This window comes from Paenibacillus sp. 01T422 (assembly GCF_056398785.1).
On record NZ_JBFTQB010000534.1, the window covers coordinates 1 to 5,613 of the forward strand.

The following is a 5,613-nucleotide window of genomic DNA, read 5'->3' on the forward strand; positions in this document are numbered from 1 at the left end:
GCCCAAAACCAATCGTTGCTCCATACGTATATTTCAATGCTTTTCTAGCCCCAAAATGTACGGTAGACAATATGACGATATTAGTAGGTCCTGGAGTAAAAGTGGCAATCATACAGTAAATCAAAAAAGATGTAATATTCATGAGAGTACTCCTTTCAAAGTCTTCTCATATGTTACATCTTAAAGTGAATGGCAATATAGTATATTATTGCGGATTTAGAGCTGCGAGATGACTGTCCAGATTGTAATGAGCGGAAATATTGAGCGAGTCTTTTAATAAAGCATCAACCTTTCATATTTGTTCTAAAAAAATAACAGCCACTCATAAGTGGCTGTCATAGATCAGCAAGAAAGCTTAAACGCCCCTTCTGCCTAAGTATAAAAGTCCTGAGAGTGAATCCTGCCCTCAGAGCCTAATTTATTCGTGAAAGAATACCTAAAAAGCAACATGAGGATAAGACGTATATTTTGTTGTTTTCATCTTCCTCACCTCATGACGATTTATTTTTGCAGCAACAGAATCATACCATTAAGATCATCCACAATATAGGGAAAGATTAATTATAATTAACTCAAACCCTTACCTGGATTTCTTCTGATTACTTCGCCAAGATATCCCTTACTGCACAGTCACATCATCGAATTTCGCATTCGCACGATGTGCATTCAGCCCTATTTTACCTGAGCTGAAGCTAGTATCTGTTGCCGACAATTCCAAATTGCCGTTCACCCAGAACTCGAGGTTCCCGCCATTCAAGACAGCCTTCATGTTGTACCACGTTCCTGTCGAGAACGTATAGTTTTTGGTGGCTAACGTTGTGAACACGCCGGCGACCTTTTTCTGGATTTTCAGTTCCCCTGTCAACTTGTAATATTGAAAGCTATAGCTGTTATTCGCATCTTGATAGCGTGCATCAATCCCTATACCTGCATAGCCTCCAGGATCAAATGCATCTACTTTCATTTTGGTATTCAGCGTGTAATTAGTCCAAGCTGAATTGCCATTGAGTGCATGGGTATCTGATGCCGCTGAGTTGCTTTGTTGATACACTTTGGACCCATCAGTAGCCACAGCCCATGTTCCACCTGTCGTCGTCCAGCCACTTGCCGTGCCGGATTCAAAATTATCACTGAAAGCCGGCGTAGGAGGCGGTGTTGTAGCTGTATTGACCAGTTTAATCACATCAAAATACAATTGATAACCGGTGCTTGCCGCATTTTTACCCGTGACTGTGTACTTGAAAGTATGATTGCCTGCCGTTGTAAAGGTAACCGTTCCCATGTCTGTTTTCTTGTAGCCTAAGCCATTCTGAGGATGAGCTGGTGACGCTTCAAACAAAGATACGTTGCTTCCCTGATTCACTCCATCGATGGCAAGTTGGAAATCACCAGCCCCCGGTCCCGTTGCATTATAGCTATACAATTTATAGGTCCCGGCTGTTGGCACATTCACCGTTAATTGCACATTATCGCCAACTGCTGTTGAGGTCATACGCATACCAAACCCATAGTTAATGGAATACGGTACGGTATAATCCGAATAGAAGCCAATGCCTGCCGTGTGCGTCTGATAGGGCCATTGATACGAAATGATGTATGTCAGAGGCTTCGGTGCTGGTGTTCCCGTGAAATTCCAATCCCACCCATAATTGTTATCCGGTACGGATTCCGCAGGATAGGTAGGTTCGATCACGGTACGGTTCGTGACTGTATTGGTGACGGTTAACGGCGCCGAACGCCTCCTAGTCAATTCGAGATAAATCGCATTGCTACCGATAATATAAGGACTGAAGGTGTCCATATCAAGCGCCGACGCATAGTAGAACCAAGTCAAATCTGGATTCGTATACAAAGGTGTCCAGTCTTGCAGCGTCAAACTTGTCGCCGAAGCAATCGTGTTATTATACACCATCAGATATTTCCCGATGACAGAGCTGTAGAACACATAGCCATTCGTACCATCAGCCAAATCGGAAGCATTTCCTCCTCTGCCTGGCTCATTCCAAGTCCCTAGGTAAAAGTTCTTCCATGCATTCGGGTCACCGAGCTGACTGATGGGAGCACGTGCTACGCGTTCACTCTTAAACATCCCATCCGCAAAAGCTTGCGATCTCAGATCCGCCCACGCATGTGCATAGAAGATGTAGGCATAGCCCCCAGCTTCATCAACATAGAAATTATGATCGCCTGCACCGAAATCATAGTAGTTTCCTGTGTAATCCACATACCCATGAATATCAGAGTTATCGCTGGTAATGATGTCGCCAACTTTTGTTACCGTTGCTAGACCGTCTGTCGATTTGTACATCTTGATCTTCCGATAATGATGCGCACCAACACTGCCCAAGAAATAATCATATTCTACATGCGCCGTCACGAAGAAGGTATTGGTAGCGTTATCATAATAGAGACCAACAACCCAATCCGCTGCATCCATCCCGGTTACTGTGTTTTCTGTCGCTGTCTCCAAACCTGCATAGGTCGTAGCTTTTCTCATTTTAAAAGCATTTCCTCGGCCCCACACTGAGTATAAATAGCCATTTGCCTTGGCAAATCCCGGTCTTGCGTCACCGCCACCCCAGGTCATATTCGTGATGGCGCCCATGGTCGTCTTGTATGGCGTATTTGCTGTCGTTGCATGTGCCGTACCTGCCTCAAACGTAAACGTACAAACAAGGAAAACAAATAAGATCAAACTTGACCATAAACGGATTGCCTTAATCCTCACAGTACATTCCTCCTGATCTATTTTCTTATCCCTTTACAGCCCCTAGAGACAACCCTTTTACGAAATAGCGCTGCAAAAAGGGGTACAACACAACGATCGGCGCAGAGGCCAATACGACGGTTGCCATTTGCGTTGAGACGGGCATCGGTAAAGCTTCGCCTGCACTTAATTGGGAGTAGATATCGCTCTGCCCTATAAGAACGACCTGCCGCAATAGAATTTGCAACGGCCACAACGACGATTTGTTCAGATAAAGAATCGCTGAGAAATATTGATTCCAGTTGCTAACCGCGTAGAATAACGTAAACGTCGCAAGTGATGGAATCGAAAGCGGTAGTACAATTTTGAAAAAGATACCGAGATCGTTACAACCGTCAATGGTGGCAGACTCAATGATACTTTCATGTATCGATTCGAAAAATTCTCGCATCACCAATAAGTTAAAAGCGGAAACAGCTGTTGGAATGACAAGCGCCCATAATGTGTTCATTAATCCTGTTGCTTTAACGATCAGATAGGTCGGGATCATCCCACCGCTGAACAGCATCGAGAATAACACCATGAACAGGAGCATTCTCCTTCCGCTGAAACGCTGTCTCGAACAGACGTAGGCTAACAAGGATGTAACTGCCAAATTCACAATCGTACCTACCACCGTAACCCATACTGTATTTCGGAGAGACGAGAAGAACACACCCGTGTTGAAGATGTAATGGTAAGCCTTCCAATCCAGCTGCTTCGGCCACAGAATGAAATTGCCTGATACAATCTCATTCAATGAAGCAAAAGACATTGCGACAACATTTACAATCGGCATCAGACATAGGAGTGTCAATAGCGTCAAGATCACAATAACTGTCGTGTCCATCAGCCTATTTGAAAGGGTTGACGTTCTCATTTTCTTGCTTTCCAAGCTTCATTCATTTCGGTTAAAGCATCCTTACCGCCTCTAGCTTTCCAGTCTTCAAACATTTGGTCTAAGTAGTCCACTGGTTTCTCACCAACAATGATTTTCACTACGTTATCCACGGTGTTCTTGTAGAGTTCTGCACCTTTTTCCGCATACGTTTTGGAGAAAAGTCCTACATCCTGTGAGGAATACGCTTTACCTTGCATCGCTTTTGAGAATGAATCTTGCTTTAGTTTCGTTGTTTCTGGTGTATCTGCTGAGCTGAGAATCCATTCGCCTTCATTGGCATGATTCGTAAGTTGATATTTATTCGGGCCTTCCGTTTTACCAAGATCAGTTACGACTTTCTGGCCATTTTCCGTTTTGAAATGAGTGCCATCGACGCCCCATTTGAAGAAATTAGCCCCATCATCACCAATTTGATCGTCCAAAATTTTCAACATTTTCTCAAGCTTGCCTGTATCCTTCAGCAGATCTTTATTCAGTGCGAATACACCGAAGAATCCTGCGCTTTTCACATAACCGCCCTCAGAACCATCAGGTGCTTTCAGTGGTGGAATGGCAATCAGCTGGAATTTAGGATCCGCTGCTCTCGCTTTCGCTAAACGCTCTGGCGTGAAGCCTGTATACCCCCAGTTAGCAACAACACCCGCCTTACCCAGCAAGAAGTCATCTTCCACCTGTTGATCCTTTTTAATAGCAAAATCCTTCGCGATCAGACCATCCTTATACAACTTGGCTAAATAGCCAATTGCCTGCTTATTGTTAGGCGCAAATTCGCCTGGTACGATGCCGCCTGAGCCATCTTCCACCCAGCCAAAGCTCATCATATGTCGTAGGAACTTGCAAACCTAACTTATCTAACCAATCCTTACGCATGACGATTGTAGCACCAGGAATACCACGAAGACGCGGAATCCCGTAGATATGACCTTTGTATTTGAGCGTATCCATTACGTCTTTGGGCAATTTGGCTAAATTCGGGTATTTCGCACTGTCGGATAGATAGCTTTCAAGCGGGATGAATTGATCACTGCTGATGGCATTGAAATAGACAGCGTCTAAGTAGGGAAATAACACAGTATCTGGCACATCACCTGATGCCAAGGTAACCCCCATCTTGTTGTTGTACTCTCCGGACGCAACCGGTAAATATTCAAATTCAATATTATAGCGGTCTTCAATCGCTTTCTTGCCCGTGCTTGTGTCCGGCGGTGCCGCTCCGTACAAAATATTCATCGCACGAATTTTATATTTTTTATCCACTTTTGGTGTTGCCTGCGCTTGCTGGGATGACTGTGCCGTCCCTGCCTCATTGGTTGATTGTGCGGTATCCGTTCCTTTACTGCATGCTGCAACCAATGAGCTTACCATCACTACGGCTGTTGTTACGGTTAGTATTTTTCCAATGCTTTTCATATTGAAACCAGCCTCTCGCTTTTAAAATAGTAAAATTTATATGTTTCACATCATATGTCGGCTTCTAATACACGCCTTTTTCACCGAATGCCCGCGCAAATTTGTTCGCTGTAACGATTAGTATCATACCTACGATCCCTTTGAGTAGACCTACTGCGGTTGTAAAGCTGAAATTCCCGTTCACAACGCCCATCCTATATACATAGGTGTCCAGGACTTCCCCAACCTCCGAAACGGTCGAATTGAGCATTAAATACACTTGCTCGAATCCTACATCAAGTACCGTTCCTAAACGGAGGATAAACAACAAGATGATCGTTGAGCGGATACCTGGTAAAGTCACATGATAAATTTGACGAAGTCGGCCGGCACCATCGATTTTTGAAGCCTCATATAGCTCCGGATCAATCCCTGTCAATGCAGCCAAATAGATGATCGTGCCCCAACCGGACTCTTTCCAAATAACCTGTAGGACAAGCATTCCTCGGAAATTATGTTCATTGGATAAAATATTGATGGGATCTAATCCCCAATTCATTAATAGATGATTCACTTG

The 5,613-nt window shown here is 44.2% G+C and carries 5 protein-coding genes and 1 pseudogene; all 6 read right to left on the bottom strand.

Annotation, left to right across the window (positions count from 1 at the left end; all coding sequences use genetic code 11):
- Positions 1-142 (bottom strand): annotated as a pseudogene (locus tag AC1DUA_RS25135) (LysE family translocator); the annotation flags it as partial.
- Positions 143-619: 477 nt separating this feature from the next.
- Positions 620-2,728, bottom strand: coding sequence for a 3-keto-alpha-glucoside-1,2-lyase-like domain-containing protein (locus AC1DUA_RS25140; protein WP_477502365.1), 2,109 nt, complete (start codon positions 2,726-2,728; stop codon positions 620-622).
- A gap of 25 nt (positions 2,729-2,753) precedes the next feature.
- The gene (locus AC1DUA_RS25145; protein ID WP_477502366.1) at positions 2,754-3,626 is read right to left on the bottom strand and encodes a carbohydrate ABC transporter permease; all 873 of its coding nucleotides are present in this window, start codon (positions 3,624-3,626) and stop codon (positions 2,754-2,756) included.
- On the bottom strand, positions 3,623-4,450 hold the full coding sequence (locus AC1DUA_RS25150; protein ID WP_477502367.1) for a type 2 periplasmic-binding domain-containing protein: 828 nt from the start codon (positions 4,448-4,450) through the stop codon (positions 3,623-3,625). The genes AC1DUA_RS25145 and AC1DUA_RS25150 overlap by 4 nt, the downstream gene beginning before the upstream one ends.
- Positions 4,404-5,057, bottom strand: coding sequence for an extracellular solute-binding protein (locus tag AC1DUA_RS25155; protein ID WP_477502368.1), 654 nt, complete (start codon positions 5,055-5,057; stop codon positions 4,404-4,406). Before AC1DUA_RS25155 ends, AC1DUA_RS25150 begins: the two co-directional genes overlap by 47 nt.
- Positions 5,058-5,121: 64 nt before the next feature.
- A partial coding sequence (locus AC1DUA_RS25160) for an ABC transporter permease subunit (protein ID WP_477502369.1) occupies positions 5,122-5,613 on the bottom strand: 492 nt, incomplete at its 5' end.

Bases quoted from the DNA above. Each gene is read 5' to 3' on its own strand.
- AC1DUA_RS25145 (WP_477502366.1), bottom strand. From the start codon at position 3,626: ATGAGAACGTCAACCCTTTCAAATAGGCTGATGGACACGACAGTTATT.
- AC1DUA_RS25155 (WP_477502368.1), bottom strand. From the start codon at position 5,057: ATGAAAAGCATTGGAAAAATACTAACCGTAACAACAGCCGTAGTGATG.